General features: G+C 56.6%; 9 protein-coding genes. 4 read left to right on the top strand and 5 right to left on the bottom strand.

Annotation, left to right across the window (positions count from 1 at the left end):
- Positions 1–157: 157 nt before the first annotated feature.
- Positions 158–2,311 (bottom strand): tetratricopeptide repeat-containing sensor histidine kinase, encoded by a 2,154-nt coding sequence (locus tag ACW9KT_RS09730; RefSeq protein WP_457079770.1) that lies wholly within the window; start codon positions 2,309–2,311, stop codon positions 158–160.
- Between the two features lie 174 nt (positions 2,312–2,485).
- Positions 2,486–4,027, bottom strand: a complete 1,542-nt coding sequence (locus ACW9KT_RS09725) for a glycosyltransferase family 39 protein (protein WP_457079768.1) — start codon at positions 4,025–4,027, stop codon at positions 2,486–2,488.
- Between the two features lie 263 nt (positions 4,028–4,290).
- On the opposite strand from ACW9KT_RS09725, the gene tamL reads away from it, so the two are divergent.
- Entirely contained in the window at positions 4,291–6,792 is a 2,502-nt protein-coding gene (gene tamL / locus ACW9KT_RS09720) for a translocation and assembly module lipoprotein TamL (protein ID WP_457079766.1), read from the top strand.
- 341 nt (positions 6,793–7,133) lie between these two features.
- The gene (locus ACW9KT_RS09715; RefSeq protein ID WP_457079764.1) at positions 7,134–10,418 is read left to right on the top strand and encodes a T9SS type A sorting domain-containing protein; all 3,285 of its coding nucleotides are present in this window, start codon (positions 7,134–7,136) and stop codon (positions 10,416–10,418) included.
- 129 nt (positions 10,419–10,547) lie between these two features.
- On the opposite strand, the gene ACW9KT_RS09710 is transcribed toward ACW9KT_RS09715, so the two are convergent.
- Positions 10,548–12,683, bottom strand: coding sequence for an alpha-ketoacid dehydrogenase subunit alpha/beta (locus tag ACW9KT_RS09710; RefSeq protein ID WP_457079762.1), 2,136 nt, complete (start codon positions 12,681–12,683; stop codon positions 10,548–10,550).
- 202 nt (positions 12,684–12,885) lie between these two features.
- Between ACW9KT_RS09710 and hemF the strand changes: the two genes are divergently transcribed.
- A complete protein-coding gene (hemF, locus tag ACW9KT_RS09705; protein WP_457080187.1) occupies positions 12,886–13,797 on the top strand; it encodes an oxygen-dependent coproporphyrinogen oxidase in 912 nt (303 codons plus the stop codon).
- Positions 13,798–13,829: 32 nt separating this feature from the next.
- Complete coding sequence (locus tag ACW9KT_RS09700) at positions 13,830–14,405, top strand: phosphatase PAP2 family protein (RefSeq protein WP_457079760.1); 576 nt, start codon at positions 13,830–13,832, stop codon at positions 14,403–14,405.
- Between the two features lie 116 nt (positions 14,406–14,521).
- Here the strand turns inward: ACW9KT_RS09700 and ACW9KT_RS09695 are convergent, their stop codons facing one another.
- Entirely contained in the window at positions 14,522–14,728 is a 207-nt protein-coding gene (locus ACW9KT_RS09695; protein WP_457079758.1) for a hypothetical protein, read from the bottom strand.
- 61 nt (positions 14,729–14,789) lie between these two features.
- Entirely contained in the window at positions 14,790–15,380 is a 591-nt protein-coding gene (locus ACW9KT_RS09690; RefSeq protein ID WP_457080185.1) for a riboflavin synthase, read from the bottom strand.
- Between the last annotated feature and the right edge of the window lie 87 nt (positions 15,381–15,467).

The following is a 15,467-nucleotide window of genomic DNA, read 5'->3' as shown; positions in this document are numbered from 1 at the left end:
GGTCAAATTTGGGCTGTGAAGCACCCAACATACCAGCCCAAACACGCAAAAAAGTAGTGCTTAGAAAGCACCAAGGTACGGTGACTTTCTAGCCCAACGATGGCCCATACGTCTAATTTTGGGTGCAATGGCGGGCCACTTCAGCCGCTTCCCCACTTCAATGGTGCTGCTCTTCCCACAGTTCCGGCTGGTAGTGAGCATAGTCGGGGGTGGGGCGCGTGGCGTAAGCCGGCAAGCTGATGGTAAACTCCGTGAACTCGCCTTCCACACTCTCTACCGTGAGCGTACCGCCATGGCCCTGCGTAATAATGGTGTAGCTCAGCGACAGTCCCAGACCAATACCTTCACCGGGCGGTTTGGTGGTAAAAAAGGGCTGAAAGATTTTGGCCTGCAATTGCTGCGGAATCCCGGTGCCATTGTCGCGCACCTTTATAATTACTTGATCATTACGCAGTCTGGTGCTTACTCGCACTTTGGGCTGGTATCCACTTTGGCTTTCCTGCTGTTGTCGCTGCCGCACGGCGTAAAAAGCATTGGTCAGCAGATTGTGTAGCACTCGCCCAACTTCCGCGTCCACAATATTTACGAGCGGTAGTGATCTTAGGTCAGTTTCCGTTTCCACCGTAAACTGTTTGTCCTGAGCTCGCAAGCCATGATAAGCCAGCCGCAGATATTCCTCGCAGAGGGCATTCAGGTCAGTGGCCTGCCGCTCACCCGAGTTAGGCCGGGCGTGCTCTACCATGCCCCGCACAATACGCGCCGCCTGCTGCCCATACTGCGTTATTTTCTGCAGGTTCTGCGTCAAGTCATCCAGAAGCTCATTTTCAAGCCCACCGTTGGTGGCGCGCGTCTCGCGTAGTTCCATTATCAGGTCCGTGGATACTTCAGCGAAGTTATTGACGAAGTTGAGCGGGTTCTGCATTTCGTGAGCAATGCCCGCCGTCAGCTCGCCAAGTGAAGCCATTTTCTCCCGTTGAATCAGCTGGGCCTGGGTCGCCTGCAATTCTTGTTGCTGGCGGCGCAGCTGTTTGTTGGCCTGCTGCTTTTGCCGGTTGTTACGCCACAACAGCACGCTCAGCCCCGCAACCACCACTAAGCCCAGCAGCGCGCCCGTCAGCAGCATTTGTTGCTGACGATTTTGCTGACGAATCAGCTGCTCATTGCGCTTGAGTAGCCAAATCTGTGATTTTTGTTTATCCAGCGCATATTGATACTGGAGCGCGGCCGTGCGCCGAGTTACTTCCTGACTGCTCAAGCTATCCTTATAGGCCACAAATAACTGCTGGTAACGATAAGCGTCGTCGAAGCGTCCGAGTTGGGCGCTAGCCTGGGCTAGTACTTCGCTGGCGTCGCGACTTACGCTTTTGGTGCCGCTTCGCTGACTGGCCCGCAAACTGGTTCGGCCATACACCAAGGCACTATCGGCGCGGCCCGTGTGCAGGTGAGCCCTCCCCAGAACAACTTGAATGAGGGGAATATTGCCCACATCTTCCAGCTGCCGTAGGCGCCGTAGTCCCTGCCGACCAAAAGCAAATGCTTGGGAGTAGCGCCCCAAACGCTCGCTCATGTCGGCCATGCGCAGTTGGCCTAGTGTTACCAGCCGCTCATTGCTAGCCTCGTGGGCTAGCTTCATTTGCTGCTCAAAATACTGCAAGGCTTTGGCCCACTGGCCCTGTACACCAGCCAGCCGGCCAAGCCCATCGAGGCAAAAGGCCGCCCCTTCCTTGTCGCCGGCCCGATTAGCCAGCTTCAGGCCGCGCTCCAGGTAGTGCTGGGCTTTGGCATACTCTCCCACTGTTATACAGGCAATACCCAACTGGCTGTTCATCAGGGTCAGCCACCGCTGATTGTGCAGCGCCTCAGCCATGCGAAGTCCTTCAAAGCTATACGTCATGGCTTGGGCAAAATCACCCTGTGCGTACACAGCAAAGGCCAGATTGTAAAGGCAGGAAATCTGGTAGGGGCGGTCGTCGAGCTGTTTGAATAGCTTCTGGGCCTGTAAAGTGTACGTCATCGCCGACTCATACTCATTGCGGAAGCGGTAATAATAACCGAGCCCCAATAAAGCCTGTGCTTCGCCGGAGGTGTACTGCAGGCGGCGGGCCAGCTCCAGAGCTTCCTGAAACGCCTGAAAACTCTGCTTAGTCGTCTTCTCCTGCCGCGCCAGAGCCAGGAGGCGATTTACCCGAATGGTATCGTTGTGCTGATAAGCTTTCAGCGTTGCCTGCAGGCGTTCACTTACGGAGTCAACCACCTGCGTGACGGTGGTCAGTACACTGAGCCAGCACCAGAAGATTAGGGGGAGCTTCATACCAATCAGTGCTTCAAAGTCCAACCAATTAGTAAGTTACGAATTGCTCAGCACTTACTCCAGCAGAAGCAGCAGAAGGATTAGGGCGCCCACGCGCCAGCAGTTTCTTTCTCGGCTGCGTTAAGAAATAGACGTACTGACGCTCGGGTCGTTGCTTAGCAGTGAGCTTAAAATTTACCGCTTATTCGGTGCTCGACCCTCCCACTGCGCTAGCTCCGTGCGCAACTCTTGGCGCACTCGGTGGCGCACGCTGCTGTCGGGCTGCAACCCGACCGTAATATGCGTTCCTCGCTCGCGAGCATAAGGGTCTGTGACCGTAGCAGCGCGCCGGTAGAGGGCAAAACGCGGCGCCAACTCATCGTCGGGCTCATCATCGATGATAAGCATAGCCTTGCACTGATCTAGCGTGGGGTACCAGAATATGAAGCTACCGTTGAGGCTGTTAGCCGCAGGCATAGCACGGTGACGGTTATAGTAGTTGATAGCACTTGCCTGGCCGTAGTTGGCGCAGTGAATAAGCGTGTGGGCCCGCACCGAATCGGGCAAGCTTTGGTAGACCGACCAGGTTTTGTCGGCCAGTTCCCGCCAGCCCAGCATGTCGGCGTAGTCCTGAGGTAAGGTGTGCTCCTGCCCGTCTTCCCAGCGGTACACTCCCAAGCCAGCGTACGTCGAACGCAGGGCGGCCATGGTAGCCGGACTTCGCACCGGATATATCAGGGGCAAGGCTAGTACAAGAAAAACTGGTGGTACAGCTAGTAGCGCGGGCTGCAGCGCCTTCTTCCAGCGGAATGTGCTCAGACGCGTTTCCCACCATACAGCCCCAAAGGCGAACAGCACGGGATAATAGCCTAGGGCATAATAGTCTTTGCCGTGCATAGCAGCCAGCAACGTCACGCCCAACACCGACATCCACCCTACGGTGCGGTAAGCGCGAAATTGCTGGCTCAGCAGCAAAGCAAGCACGCCCGGCACCCACACCCAAACGGCGGGCAGACACATGAGCAGCTGCGCTTTCCAGAAATCAGCGGCTTCCACATGTACCAACTGACTTTCCTTGAGCAACGCCATATGATGCAGAAATGGAATGCCATGGCGCAGCTGCCACACCACATTGGGCAACCATAGCAGCAGGGCCAACCCCGCCGCGCCCCAGAAATGACGGTTTGCCAGCATCCGCCGACTGGGCGTCAGTAAAAGCCCCCCACCCAAAGCGGCAATGAAAAACAGGGTAGTGTATTTGTTCAGCAGCCCCAGCCCAAGCGCCATACCCAGCAGATACAGGTAGCGGGGCCGATTTTCCTGAAAAAAGCACACAAGAAAGTATAAGCTCAGCGCAAAGCTGAACACTTCAAACGAGTTAGGCTGAAAAAGAATATTGAGGCGCGCGAAGGCCGTACCCAGGTAGCAAGTACCGGCCAGACACTGCGCAAACCAGCCCCCACCGAGGCGGCCAGCCAGCCGCACCACCACGTAGATAGTGGCCGCGCCCCACATAAAAGGCCAGAATCTCACCCAGCCCTCACTCCCACCCAGAGCCAGCGTTAGCCAGCCTTGCACTGCAATAAGGGGCGGCACTTCCAGGTAGCCCCACGCCAGGTGCTGCCCATGATTCAGGTACAGGTATTCGTCGCGGTGCAAGTCGTAAGCTGGGCTGATGAGCAGGTAGCCAGACACGAATTTGATCAGGGCGAAAGTCAGCGGCAGCAGGCGTTTCATACACATCAAGGTAGCATTACTTTTCCTTGGTAACTGTACTACAGCTCAAGTATGAACAAGGTCAAGTTTCGCTGATTTACACAAAGCCAAATTATCTTTGTCAGGCCCATAAAGGCGGGCAATGGCCAACTATTTAAGCAGGGTTGGGTAAAAACGCAGAACTTAGCAACCTGAGCACGCTGTGGCCTCCCTCCGCGGAGCTGGCCTCGTGCCTGAGCTAATACTTTCCTGGGTGCCAGGCGTGCACAAACTTTGCTTCCGCTTTGAAACCAACTTCACTAGTACCGCGTCCTGCGGGGGGCATTTTGAGGATATTTCCTTCCTACGCTTGGGTAGTGGTCCTGCTCTTGGGGCTGTTGGGTAGCTGTACGCCAACCCGATTATTGCCCCCCGGCCGCAACTTGCTTCGCGCCATCAAGCTCAAGGGCGTAGAGCAAGCTGATGCTGAACGCCTCCAGACGCTCTACCAACAAAAACCCAACTCCCGCTTTCCCCTACCAAAACTGGCTATCTATCAGCTGGGCAATAACTTCTACAACCGGGAGAAAGTGCAGCAACGCCTCGAGGACGAGCGGCGCGAGTACCGGGCGCGCATTCAGGCGGCCCGCCCCGATTCTGTGAAAGTGGGTAAGCTCCTGGTGAAGCGCGACCAGCACCTGCGCCGCCACCAGCTCGTCCTAGATAAAGGCAACGCCATTATGCGCCTGGGCGAGGCGCCCGTGGTTTACGACTCTACGCTCACGCAGCAGACGGTAGAGCAGCTCAGCATCTCGCTTAAGTCGGAGGGCTTTTTCCGTAGCCGCGTACAAGCCACCGAGTCTCTGCGCGACCGCATGATGACCGTAACCTACACCATTACGGAAAATACGCCTTTCAAGTATGCGCAGCTGGAGTATGAGATTCCTGATTCGAGCGTGGCGCGCGTTGTGCGGGCCTCCCAAAATGCTTCACTGCTAAAAGTCGGCGACCGATACGATGAAACCTTGATTGGGCAGGAGCGCAACCGGCTTGAAACCTTGCTTAAGAACGCGGGATACTTCGATTTTCGCGCTCAGTACATTACCCTCGAAGCTGACACGAGCTTCACTCCTACCACCGTACGTCTGCGCACGCTCATTGCCAATCCGGAGCCGGGCGTTAATCATCAGATGTACACCATCCGGCACGTCAATTTTCTGACTGATGCCGGCACAATTCGCTTCGGGGTGAAGCGCGATACCATCATTCGCGACTCCGTGTACTATCTCGCTTTTCAGCACCGCTTCAGTACGCGCGTACTCGACCGGAAGCTCAGCATACGCCCCGATCAGCGCTATAGTCTGGCCAACACCCAGCTCACGCAACGCCAATTAGCTGACCTTGATGTATTTCGTTTTAATAACGTCAGCTACTCGAAGGTGGTACCCACAACCGGCGCCGACTCTATCAGCACCCAGCTGGACGCCACCGTGAACGCTTCCCCTCACAAGCGCTATCAGGAACTCACCGAGTTTGGCGCCACCTTTATTGCCGAGCAGGTTGGACCCTTCGTGAATGCTCGCCTGAAAGTGCGCAATGTATTTGGCGGCGCCGAAGTACTGGAATTTGGCGTGCGCGCCGGCTTTGAAGGTCAATACAACCGCGTGACGGGCAGCGACATTCCCCAAACCGTTCTGACCACCCAGCTGGGGGGCAATATTAACCTGGTAATTCCGCAGTTTGTGTTGCCCTGGCGCTCGGGCCGAATTCTGTCGCGCTACAATCCGCGCACCCGCCTCAATACCACCTACACTTACGTGCAGCGCCCCGAGTACACGCGCACCAATTTGGAGGGCACCTTTGACTATATCTGGCAGCGCTCTTTATTTCATCAGTGGGTGCTTACCCCCATCGATATAAGTATTATCAATACTCCCGAATCCAGTATTTCCCCCGAGTTTCGAGCCCGCCTCGACCAACTATCCAGCGACGGCTCTCCCCTGTTCCGTAGCTTCACCCAGCTGTATGTGCCGAGTATTAACGCTACCTCACTCTACAACTCCAACGACTTCAACCAAACCCGCGACGCCCGCTTTCTGCGCCTCTTTGCGGAAGTAGGTGGCCTTACCCGCTCTTTCTACCAAGATCGTATCAACCTGAACGTGTATGACTTCGCCAAATTCACGGCTGATTATCGGCGCTACCACAAGCTAGGCGACAAAAGCTTCTTCGTGTACCGGCTCAACGGTGGCGTGGCGCGGGCCCTTACTCGCACCGGCGTTCGCGATACATCCGAACAGCTTATTGATCGTCAGCTAATTATCCCCTACGACAAATACTTATTCGCGGGGGGCAGTTCTAGTGTCCGCGCTTGGAAACCCCGCCGCCTGGGACCCGGCTCTTACACTACTCTGCGTACACTTCGCAATGGCGATGTAGTGCGCGACTATAACTTAGAGCAACCTGGTGAGTTCCTGCTAGAGGGTAGCGCAGAGTACCGATTCCCAGTGTACAGCTTCATTAACGGGGCTGTATTCACGGATTTTGGCAACGTTTGGAGTTTGCAAAGCGACCCGCGGCCGGGCGCTCAATTCCACCTCGATAGCTTCTGGCGACAGTTTGCCGTAGGCTCCGGCGCCGGTATTCGCCTCGACTTCGCCTTCCTGATTCTGCGCCTCGATATTGCCACCAAAGTATACGACCCCACCGCCCCCGAGGGTGAAAAGTGGGCAATTCGAAACTTCCGCCTCTTCGGCCGAGGTGAAGACCAAACAGCCTTCAATTTAGGAATCGGCTATCCTTTCTAGGATTTAAGTGATACCTATTAATTAAAGCTTTTATTAAAAAAGTTTAATTAATAGAAAAACGCAGGGATAAATATCTGTAGTGTTTTACCAATAACTTATGTGTATATAGGCTATAAAAGCACTTTATGGCTGTGATTTTGCTATTAGCCAGTTAACGCAACTGGTTTTAAGAAGTAGGTATATTTCTACTTTAGAAGCAAAATAATTCTGCTTTTTATCTTATTGCTAATTGTGTTTCTCCTGCCTAGGTCTTGGCATGGGGCGGCGCAGGCTTCCTCTTTTGCTCAAGCCCACGTCGGGTGAGCAACTGGCCTGCTTCTCCTATCGCCTAATTCTATTCTATGAGAACACTGTTACGCGCTATAGTATCTATTTTAGTACTTGCTCCCCTGCTGACTCAGGCTGAGGGCTCCCGTCAGCTGACGCCCAATAAGGCCCTGAACCCGGCCACCAACTTACCGTATCCCCTCACCGACCCGCGCAACGACCGGGCTGGCTTCCTTACCCACGACGTAAATGCTGCCACCGGAGGGCTCGACCTGTCTTTAGGGTTCTTGAAGCCCCAGGCTTGGGGTACTACTGCTACTCCTTTTTCGGCCGATTACCGGCTGCACATTCGCCTAAAAGCCGGCGAAACGCTTCAGTATGGTGTACACCGGGTAGCCCGGGTCGGCGGTGGCACCCACGCCAACCTGCTCCTGACCCTTCGTTATGGGGCCGGTGCGGGCACTATCGTTAGTCAAACCAAGCTACTCCGGGATGTAGCCAGCGTGAGCCAAGCTACCCTGCTTCCTAATCAGGCCGGCGTAATTGCTAATACTGCTCAACACCTAGTAGGGCCTTCGGTAACGGCCGGCGACGGTGGCTACGCGCCGCTTACCTACACTAACACCACGGGCGCGACCCAAGACTTTTTTGTAGAGTTTACTCAGGAAGGCGAATTTACGGACAAGCGCACGCAGCCCGGATTCAACGATTTGGGCACTCGTAACCCCAATTTTATGAGTGCACTGCGCTCAGAATATGACTTCTGGGATTTTACCGTCCGCGACGCAGCTGGGCAGGAAAAGCCAGGGCGCTTATTTAGTAAGTTGTGGTCTTTCACGAGTACTACCTCAGGCGGTACAGGCTATGAAAATCGCATTTCGGCTAACTTTTCACTTTTCCCCCTTATTGAAAGCCCCCAGCACCAGGGGCAGTATTACGTCAAGCAAGTGGAACTGACGGGCATGCGCCCTCTCGTGTTTTATTTCGTTTCGAATGCGAATGGCTCTCGCGCCAGCGCCAATATCGGCAGCACCTTCGCTGAGCGGCGGCGTAGCCAGGTGGGCAACACAGGCTACCCCGAGTATCCCAACTTTGTAAACGACCCCGACAAAGAGCTATGGCCCAGCGCTCCAGCGCCGCGGTTTGCCACTTCTCAACGAGGCTTTTGCGAGGGTGGCCTCGGCAAAGTAGCCTTCACTACTGTTTCGGATGAAACCGGCTCGGTTGCCATTCTAATCGACTTGAACAGTAACGGAGTACAGGACGGCGACGACGTGCTGCTGGAGCAAGCGGTAGTACCCGGCGCTAATACGATCGTGTGGAACGGCCTCGACCGGTCCGGACGCGTGGTGGCCGCTGGGTTGCCCATCAAGCTGTCTTTTACCAGCCAGGGAGCCCCCGTGAATTTTCCGGTGTACGACGTGGAGGGCAATTCTGGGGGCCTGCGGGTACAAAACATTCGCCCCTCAGTAGGCGGTAACAAGTACTATGACCGCCTATATTGGGATGACTCGCGGCTGACCGCTGCCGACCCTCTGTACTTCCCCGCCACGCGTCCGGCGCCCGACGAAGCCAGCGTGCGCACTGATGGTGTTATTTCGAGCACGGCAACTTATCAGGGCGTACACCGCTGGGGCAATGACACCGACGAGGCCGGTAACGACTACACTATCAATACCTGGACTTACGGCTTTATTTCGGCCCCCAGCGAAACGCTCTATACCTATAGCTACAGCTGCGATGCTGACCAGGATGGCGTGGATGATTTGGCTGACATTGATGATGACAACGACGGCATTCCGGACCTGGACGAAAGCTACGGCCTAGACCCTGACGTGCTCGTAAATGGTACGCCGCGCTATTTGGCTGGCTCCTTCGTAGTACCGGGCCACGGCGGCTTCCGCGACGTAAACGGCGACGGTATCAATGACCTGTTTGATCTTGATTTGGATGGCATCCCTAACCACCAAGACATTGACGCGGACGGCGACGGCATTCCGGATGCGCTGGAGGCCAATAACTACGCCATGCCCGCCCAATATCAATCGGGCACGGGCCGTATTGGCGGTGCAGTGGATGCGCTGGGAATGCCCGTAGCGGCCCAGCGCAGCGCAGGCAGCCGCCAAACGCTCTTCGCCAACTCCGACCACGACGGCGACCGAGTGCCCAACATGTTTGACCTCGACTCCGACAACGATGGCATCCTAGACAGCCGTGAGGCCCAAACGACGGCAACTTATCGGGTTCCTTCCGGCCTCGATTTTGATCGTGATGGCCTCGACAACGCCTACGATCCTACTCCGGGGATTGACCCGGCGACTGGAAAGGCAGCCGCGCCTGGCAACTCGCTGGACCCGGGGCGCCTCGTTGATACCGACCGCGACGCAGTAGCCGACGTGTTGGATTTTAATTCTGATAATGATCCGTTTCCCGATTGGCAGGAGGGCTTTGACGATAACAAAAACGGTAGCCACCTCGATGACTACCTAGCGCGCGCCGCCGCCTTCATTATGGAAAATCTTACCAAAGCCGCTTATTATGCCCTTGCTGGCAGCAGCGTGCCTACATGGCTTACTACTGCGGATGGTAACGAAAACCCAAGCTTTCTGGATCCAAACAGCACCTACTACCACGACGACAACGCCAACGGTCTAGTTGATCTGTTTGACCCGGCCTATGGTGGTTCACCCTCTACGGCCCCGCGTCGCGATGCGGCCCAAACAGAAGCGGATTTCCGCTTTGTACCTCAACCAATGAAACCTGCAGGTGGAGGATCGAAAGAACCGCAGCCCATTACCCCGCTGCCTGTCGTACTTACTGGTTTTCAGGTGCAGGCCGCAAACCTCGACGCCGTTCTTACCTGGACTACGGCTCAAGAGCTGAGCAATGCCTATTTCGACGTAGAGCGCTCCTTCGATGGCCTTACCTTTACAGCTGTGGGTCAGCGCCCAGGTCATGGCACTACCTCTGAGCGCCAGGCTTATGATTTCCGCGACAAAGGTGTAGGCACCACACCGGGCACGGTGTACTACCGTCTGCGTCAGGTTGATACGGATGGCAAGGCCCTACTAAGTGATGTGCAAACGGTAACCTTCAGCGCCCATGCGGCGCAGCCGGCCGCCCAGCTCACCCTGTATCCGAACCCCGCCACCGATTACGCTACCCTTGAGCTGTCAGCCTTGCCCCAGGGCGCTTACACTATTGAGGTTCGCGGGGCTGATGGGCGCTTGCTTGCACGGCAGGTAGCTCCCGGCGGTACCCCTCTTCGACTACCCGTCGCTACCTATCCCGTTGGTACCTACTTGGTTCGGGTTATCGGCATCAACTTTCATCAGATGCTAAAGCTGGTGAAAGAGTAAAGCAACAGACCTTACAAAGTATTTAGCCAGGCAGAAAAAGCCCCCCAGCACTCGGTTGGGGGGCTTTTTCTGTCTGGCAAATAAACTCTGAGCGCTTCGTACTGAGCTTGCTACGAGCTTTACTGCGGTTTAGTACTCCAGCAGTTCGCGCAGGGCAGTGGCCACTTTAGCAGCACTAGGCAGCATCTGACGCTCCAGCTCCACGTTCAATGCAATAGCGGGTAGGTTGGCAGCACCCAAGGTAAAAACTGGTGCATCAAGCTGCTGAAAGCAAGCCCGTTGAATGCGGCCGGCCAGCGACTCAGCGAAGGAATTCATCAGCGGCTCTTCGGTGAGCACCAGCACTTTGCTATGGCGCATAGCGGCGGCTTGCACCGCATCAAAATCCAGCGGGTTCAAGGTGCGCAAGTCCAGTACTTCGACTTGGCCAGGAAACTCCCGACTGGCCGTTTTGGCCCAGTACACGCCCATGCCGTAGGTCACGACCACGCAGGTATTACCGCGGCGCAACTCCTCGGGGTCAGCGGCCTGGGCAATAGCAGCTTTACCTAAGGGCAACACGTAGCCAGCGGCGGGCTCAATGGTCTTGGCATCTTCGGTGCCGGGTACTTTGCTCCAATACAGCCCTTTATGCTCCAGCAGCACTACCGGATTAGGGTCAAGGAAGGCCGCCCGCAGCAAGCCCTTCATATCGGCAGCATTGCTAGGATACACCACTTTAATGCCCCGAATCGTTAGCAGCGTGCTTTCGATGGAGCCCGAATGGTAAGGACCACCACCGCCGTAGGCTCCAATAGGCACCCGAATAAGTGCCTGCACCGGAAACTGACCATTCGACAAATAGCAGGATTTGGAGAGTTCTTCAACGAGTTGGTTCAGCGCTGGCCATATGTAATCGGCAAATTGAATCTCCACAATGGCCTTGGCCCCAACGGCGCTCATACCGGCCGTGCTGCCCACAATATAAGCCTCCTGAATAGGCGTGTTGAACACCCGCGCATCGCCGTATTTCTTGGCTAGCAACGCTGCTTCGCGAAAAACGCCCCCCAGCTCGCCCCCCACATCCTGGCCGTAGAACAAGGCCTCCGGAAACTCGCGCAGAATATCATCGACGGCGTGCAGGGCGGCATCTACCATCAGCACTTTATCGGCGCCGACGGGGGTGCGCTCCCCAGCTTCCTCCGTTATAGCTTGGGGGGCGAATTCGTGGTTGGAAAAGGTAGCGGGCTCCGGGTTAGGTGCGACCAATGCTCGCTCATAATCGGCGTGCACGAGGGCAGTGGCCTCAGCTGTGGCTTCCTCCAGTTCTTTCTTAGTAAAGCTGCGCAGAAGCAGTTGTTGGTGCAAGCGAGGCAAGGGGTCCTGGGGCGTGTGCTGAGCCAGGTTATCGCCGCGGTACCACTCCCGGCGCACTCCGCTGGTATGGTGCCCCAACAAGGGACATTTGGCGTGTACCAGCACGGGGCCGCGGGTGCGGCGCACGTAGGCAAAGGCCTCGCTCATAGTGGCGTAAGAAGCCGAAAAATCAGCTCCATCCACGCGCAGGCGGTGCAGGCCTTTAAAGCCCGCCGCAAACTCGTACGCATCCATGGCGCGCATTTCACGGCCGGTAGCTGAGATGCCCCAATCATTATCCTGCACCAGATAAATAATGGGTAATTGATGCAGCACAGCCATTTGCAGGGCCTCCGATACTTCCCCTTCCGTCATAGCCCCGTCGCCAATGGAACACAGTACCACCGGTTTTGCTTGAGCTATTGCAATTGATGTTGCCGCTTCCCGCTGCCCTTCCAAGTACTTAATACCGTGCGCCATACCGGTTGCCGGAATGGCTTGCATGCCCGTAGCAGAGCTTTGGTGAGGAATAGTAGGAAAGCCTGCACGGCGCAAAGACGGATGACAGTAGTATGTGCGACCACCGCTGAACGGGTCGTCACGCTTAGCCATGAGTTGGAGCATTAGCTCGTAGGGCGTGAGGCCCATGCCGAGCAGCATGGCGTCGTCGCGGTAATAGGGGGCGGCGTAGTCGGTGGGCAGCAGGTGGAAGGCGGCAGCCAACTGAATGGCCTCGTGGCCCCGGGCCGTAGCATGCACGTATTTGGCCGCTATAGCCTTCTTTTCTTCGTAAAGGCGCGCCATTTCGGCAGCCGTACGCATGAGGCGGTAGGCGCGCAACAGCGTTTCTCGACTAGGATTGGTGGCAGCAGCAGCGTGTACGTGGGGGGCAAAATCAGTGTCGGGCGCGGGAGCAGTCGAGTTCAGCATGAACGGCGGGAAGTTGGGAAGGCGAAATTACAGCATCGGGGGCAGAGTTGGCGCGGCGGGCGGTTTTCTGCTTAATTTTGACCTGCAACTTCAGGCCGCATACATGCCCTGCACAGGACACCATGCTATCTGAACAGATTCACCCGCTATGAGTTCTACGCCCAACGCCCAATCTCCAGAAGCAACCACTACGGAGTCCCCGATGCCAGTCAGCCCTCTGCGAGCCAGTGTAGAGGACTGGATGCGGGAGTTTCAAACCCGCCTTTGTGCCCAGCTAGAAGCGGCCGACGGCGGTGCTACTTTCCGGCGCGACGCCTGGGAGCGGCCCGGTGGTGGCGGTGGCGTGTCGCGGGTGCTAGAGAACGGGGCAATTCTGGAGAAGGGCGGCGTGGGCTTTTCGGCCGTGCACGGCGAAATGAGCGCCCAAGCGGCCAAAGTGCTGCTCATGCCCGACCCACGCTTTTTCGCCACGGGCGTATCGGTGGTCATGCACCCGCGCAACCCGAGGGTGCCCATCATCCACATGAACGTGCGCTACTTTGAGGCCGGCAACGGTGAGGCCTGGTTTGGCGGCGGCATCGATCTGACGCCCATTTATGTGGATGAAGCGCAGGCCCGATGGTTTCATCAAACGCTGCAAGCCGCCTGCGCCCGCCACGATGCCACCTACTATCCGCGGTTTCGGCAGGGTGCCGATGACTACTTTTTCCTGCCCCACCGCCAGGAAACGCGCGGTGTGGGGGGCATTTTTTTCGACCGGCTCACGGTAGGTCAGCATGGCTCAGCTGAGCAGCTTTTTGCCTTCGTGCGCGAAGTGGGCGACATTTTTGGGCCACTTTATACGGAGCTAATGCGCCAAAATGCCCCCCAGCCCTTCGGACCGCGAGAGGAAAGCTGGCAAATGCTGCGTCGCTCCCGCTACGCCGAATTTAACCTGGCTTTTGACCGTGGCACACGATTTGGGCTGGAGACCGGCGGGCGCACCGAGAGTATTCTAATGAGCCTGCCGCCTCGCTGCGAGTGGCATTACGACCAGCAGCCCGAACCCAACTCCCCTGAAGCTGCCACGTTGGCGTGGCTGCGCAAAGGTGTACTTTGGGCCGAAATGCCCTAGCCCTTCGACCTCGCCCGCTACCCTTCCCATCATTGATTGAATTACTTCAAGCCCTGGACCGCTGGCTGCTCATAGCCGCCAATGCCAATCATTCGCCCGCGTTAGATGCGTGGATGATTTTCTTTACTGACCGCTTCGTGTGGTTTCCGGCCTACTTTGTTCTCATTGTCGTGCTGAGCTACCTATATGAGCGGCGCGCCTTCCTCCTGCTGCCCATGCTGGGTCTGAGCGTGTTGCTGGCCGATGTGATTTCCAGCCGGGTGTTCAAGCCCTACTTCGCCCGCCTCCGCCCCTGCCACGACCCAGAATTATCAGAAGCCCTGAACCTGGTTAATGGCTGCGGGGGGCAATTTGGGTTTCTTTCGTCGCATGCGGCGAATGCTTTTTCCCTAGCCGTATTCTTGGGTTTAGTCCTGCCCCGCCGCTTCTGGCTGGCCAAAGTTCTGCTGGTTATTTGGGCCGCTGTGGTATCCTACAGCCGCATCTATTTGGGCGTCCACTACCCTTCCGACGTACTAGCCGGCACCATGCTCGGCAGTCTCGCGGCCTGGGGATGCGCTGAGCTATATCGTCTAGGAGCCAAACAGTGGTGGCCTCACGCCGTTTGAGTTCTGATCGTTCTTTCAGGGAGTAGCTAGCCTGTCTATATCAGGGCAAGACTTTCTCTCTGTCACTAAAAGACCTCCGCAGCATACGTTGCGGAGGTCTTTTAGTGATAAGTGAGCTACTTTTTAGTTCCCGGCTTGCGTTTGCCGGTATGGCCGTCGCCCCTGTCACCCTGGCCGGACTTGCTGGTGACTTTGGAGTTGTGCTTGTCGTCTTGGGACAACGAGCGGTTCAAATCTACGGAGGAGGTAAACTCGCCTTTCTCATTACGGCGCACGTAGCGCTTGTCGCCCTCTTTGGGCTCAATTAACTCGCGTTTAGACATGGGAATTAGAGCTGGTGGTTGCTCAGTGGTACGTAGCGCCAACCCCAAGGTTTACAACACCTTACTTACCCAAAAGCTTAGCTACATACTTGCCTACAATGTCAAACTCTAGGTTCACCAAGTCACCGGGGCGCAGGTCCTGAAAAGTGGTGTGCTCGTAGGTATACGGAATAATAGCCACGCTGAAGCCATCATCGGTGCTGTCGAAGCAGGTGAGGCTGGTACCATTGATGCAGATGGAACCCTTCTCCACCGTGACCCGGCCGGGGCCGGGCGCGTGGCGGAAGCGGTAAAGCCAGGAGCCATTCTGGTCGGTCACGCTCTCGCAGGTGGCCGTCAGGTCGACGTGGCCCTGCACGATGTGGCCGTCGAAGCGGCCATTAGCCGAGAGGCAGCGCTCCAGATTTACGCGCCGGCCGGGTTGCCACTGGCCCAGATTGGTCTTCTGTAGGGTTTCGTCGATGGCTGTTACGGTATGCGTGCCAGCGGCCGCGTCCACGGCTACTACCGTCAGGCAGGCGCCGTCGTGGGCCACGCTTTGATCAATTTGCAATTCGTGGGCGAAGGGCGTGGCCACGGTGAAGTGGCGGTTGGTGCCTTCCGTGCGCACATCGGTAATGGTGCCGAGCGATTCTATTATTCCAGTAAACACGTGCTGTTGCTCTAAATATTGAGGTGCGAAGGTACTACGGCGGTAAGTATTGCCGTCGGTCAGCGCTTGCAACAACCCGAACCCGTG

This window comes from Hymenobacter sp. HD11105, from assembly GCF_054051685.1.
The sequence above is the reverse complement of the archived record's forward strand: the minus strand, read 5'-3'. Positions and strand labels throughout refer to the sequence as shown.